Raw genomic sequence first — 2,618 nt, forward strand, 5'->3', positions numbered from 1 at the left:
CCGTTGATCAGCACGATCTGGCCGGCGTTGAAGCTGCCGTGCTGCGTCAGGTACTGCTTGACCTGGTCCGCGATCGGCGTGGTGGTCGCCTGTGCGTAGTCGGGGTTCGGCACGCTGGCGTCCGCATGGCCGATGCCCGGCTGCAGCGTCACGCGCGAGCCGCCCTGCGCGTAGCCGAGGCCGCCGGTGGCCTGCAGCGGAATGCCGAAGCCGCCCTGGTTCGCGGGCTGCAGCGTGTCGCCGTAGTACTGCGCGACGTCCTGCGTCCAGACCTGGCCCGGGTTGGTCGTGAAGCGGCCGCCGCCGAAGCCGAGCTTGATCTGCGAGTAGGTGCCGACGTCGGACAGGCTGTCGCCGAACGACACGACCTGCATCTTCACGCCCGACGGCGGCGTGTTCGACGCGCTGCTGCCGTTGTTGTCGTCACCGCCGCCGCATGCGGCGAGCAGCGCGAGCGCGGCGCCGGCGATCGCGACCTGCGCGGTGCGCAGCATGCGCAGCCGGCTGCGGGAAGGTGCGTGTTGTTGTGTCTGCATCGTTCGATCTCCTCGTAGATATGGCCTGATGTGTTTCTCATCTGCCGCGTGCCTGCTCGGTTCCGGGCTGCGCGGCGGCCGTTGGCTGAAACGGTTTATCGATCGCGCGCAGCCGCCAGCGGCTCGGTGCGCGGACCCTGGTTCGCGGCCTCGGCAATCTGCGCATGATAAGCGCTCGCCCATTCGGGCGGGCCGAAAATCGCGCGCAGCTTGTTGCGCCATCCGTCGACGCGCAACGCGTCGGACGCCATCGACACCCACTCGTGAAACGTCGCGACGAACGGGTTGTTCGAGCCGAGCCGCTCGACGATGCCGTACTGCGGCGGATCGTCGGGCGTTTCCTCGACATAGCTGCCGAACAGGCGATCCCAGATCACCAGGACGCCTGCGTAATTACGATCGATGTAGCGCGCGTTGCGCGCATGGTGCGCACGGTGGATCGACGGCGTGTTGAGCACGTATTCGAGCCAGCCGAGCTTGCCGATCGCCTGCGTGTGCACGAAGAACTGGAACGCGAGGTTGATCAGCACGATGCCGACGACCTGTTGCGGCGGAAAGCCGGCGAACGCGAGCGGCAGCCAGAACAGCCACATGCCCGCGACCGGGTACATCAGGCTCTGGCGGAAGGCGGTCGAGAAATTCATCCGCTCGGACGAGTGGTGCACGACGTGCGCGGCCCACAGCCAGCGCACGCGATGGCTCGCGCGATGGAATACGTAGTAGAGGAAGTCCTGCGCGACGAACAGCACCGCGAACGACAGCCAGCCGTCGTGCCACGTGTAGACGCGATAGTGCCGGTAGCAGTACGCATAGACGGGAATCACGAACAGCCACGCGAGCTTGTCGGCGCCCTGGTGCATCAGCGCGAGCGCCGCGTTGCACAGCGTGTCGCGCCACGCATAGATGCGGTCCTGCGCACGGGTGCGGGCGAGGTGCCAGGCCTCCCACGCGATGCAGAGCAGGAAGACGGGCGCCAGCGCGAGCAGAAGCAATTCGACGTCGAATCGCATGGGCGTGTGTCTCCTTCGTTCCCCTGCAAGCCATCAGGCCGGGCGTGTGGCCCGTTGTAGATATCGTCAGGCCAACAGCCTACGCAATCGCTACGCGCTAGGCGAGGGGGCAGCGTAGAGGGTTCCCTCTGAGGACAGGGTTTCTACGGAATCCGTACTGCACGGGGCCGGGCGGTGCGGCCCTGCTTTGTGGGAAGGGTGCGCGCGCGGCGCGGCGCGCGAAAGTGACGGGGGCGTTTCAAACCGCGCGGCGCAGGATTTCGCGGGCGGCGCGGTGCGGGAAGTCGCACGGGCCGCCCTGTCAGAGCGGCCCGATGCACGGTGCGCGCACCGTCAGTGCGCGCCCGCGTAGACCCACTCGAGCAGCGTGTCGTGCGCGGCGCGCGCGCCTTCCGCGTGATCGTTGTTGATGAAGCTGACGACGATGTAGCTCTGGCCGTCGGCGCCGGCGACGTAGCCGGCGATCGCCCGCACGTCGCGCAGCGTGCCGGTCTTGATGTGCGCGTTGCCGAGCACGCCCGCGTTGGTGAGGCGGTTCTTCATCGTGCCGTCGATGCCGGCGATCGGCAGCGAATCGACGAACGCCTGCGCGACGGGGCTCGCATTCGCGGCCTGCAGCAGCGCGGCGAGCGACAGCGCGCTCACGTGCTCTTCGCGCGACAGCCCCGAGCCGTTCTCGAGCACGAGGTCGGGCATCGCGATGCCGTTCTTCTGCAGGAACGCCTGGATCGCGCGGCTCGACTGCTCGGGTGTCGCGGGCGGCTTGCCGCTGACCGCGCCGATCGTCAGGAACAGGTTGCGCGCCATCACGTTGTTGCTGAACTTGTTGATGTCGTAGACGATGCTGCCGAGCACCGGGCTGTGATGCACGGCGAGCGGCCGCGCGGTGGTCGGCACCTTGCCTTCGCTCACCGGCCCCGCGATCGTGCCGCCGTCCTGCTGCCACAGCGCGAGGAAGCCGCGCGCGAAGAAGGTCGTGTGATCGAGGATCGCGAGGTTGGTCGTGTGCGCGCCGCAGCGCAGCGGGTAGTCGCCGGCGAACGACGCGGTCATGATCCCGCCGCCGGCCGTC

2 protein-coding genes and 1 pseudogene are annotated in these 2,618 nt (G+C 68.1%); all 3 read right to left on the reverse strand.

The annotated features are described in order from the left end of the window. A pseudogene (locus tag JMF90_RS32800) lies at positions 1-536 on the reverse strand (acylhydrolase); the annotation flags it as partial. 95 nt (positions 537-631) lie between these two features. Further along, complete coding sequence (locus JMF90_RS32805) at positions 632-1,546, reverse strand: sterol desaturase family protein (protein WP_011546102.1); 915 nt, start codon at positions 1,544-1,546, stop codon at positions 632-634. A 333-nt stretch (positions 1,547-1,879) separates the two neighbouring features. Further along, positions 1,880-2,618: D-alanyl-D-alanine carboxypeptidase/D-alanyl-D-alanine-endopeptidase (gene dacB, locus JMF90_RS32810; RefSeq protein WP_201325989.1), on the reverse strand; the 739-nt coding region annotated here is incomplete at its 5' end.

Source organism: Burkholderia sp. E168m23 (genome assembly GCF_016586125.1).
Lineage (GTDB): Bacteria > Pseudomonadota > Gammaproteobacteria > Burkholderiales > Burkholderiaceae > Burkholderia > Burkholderia orbicola.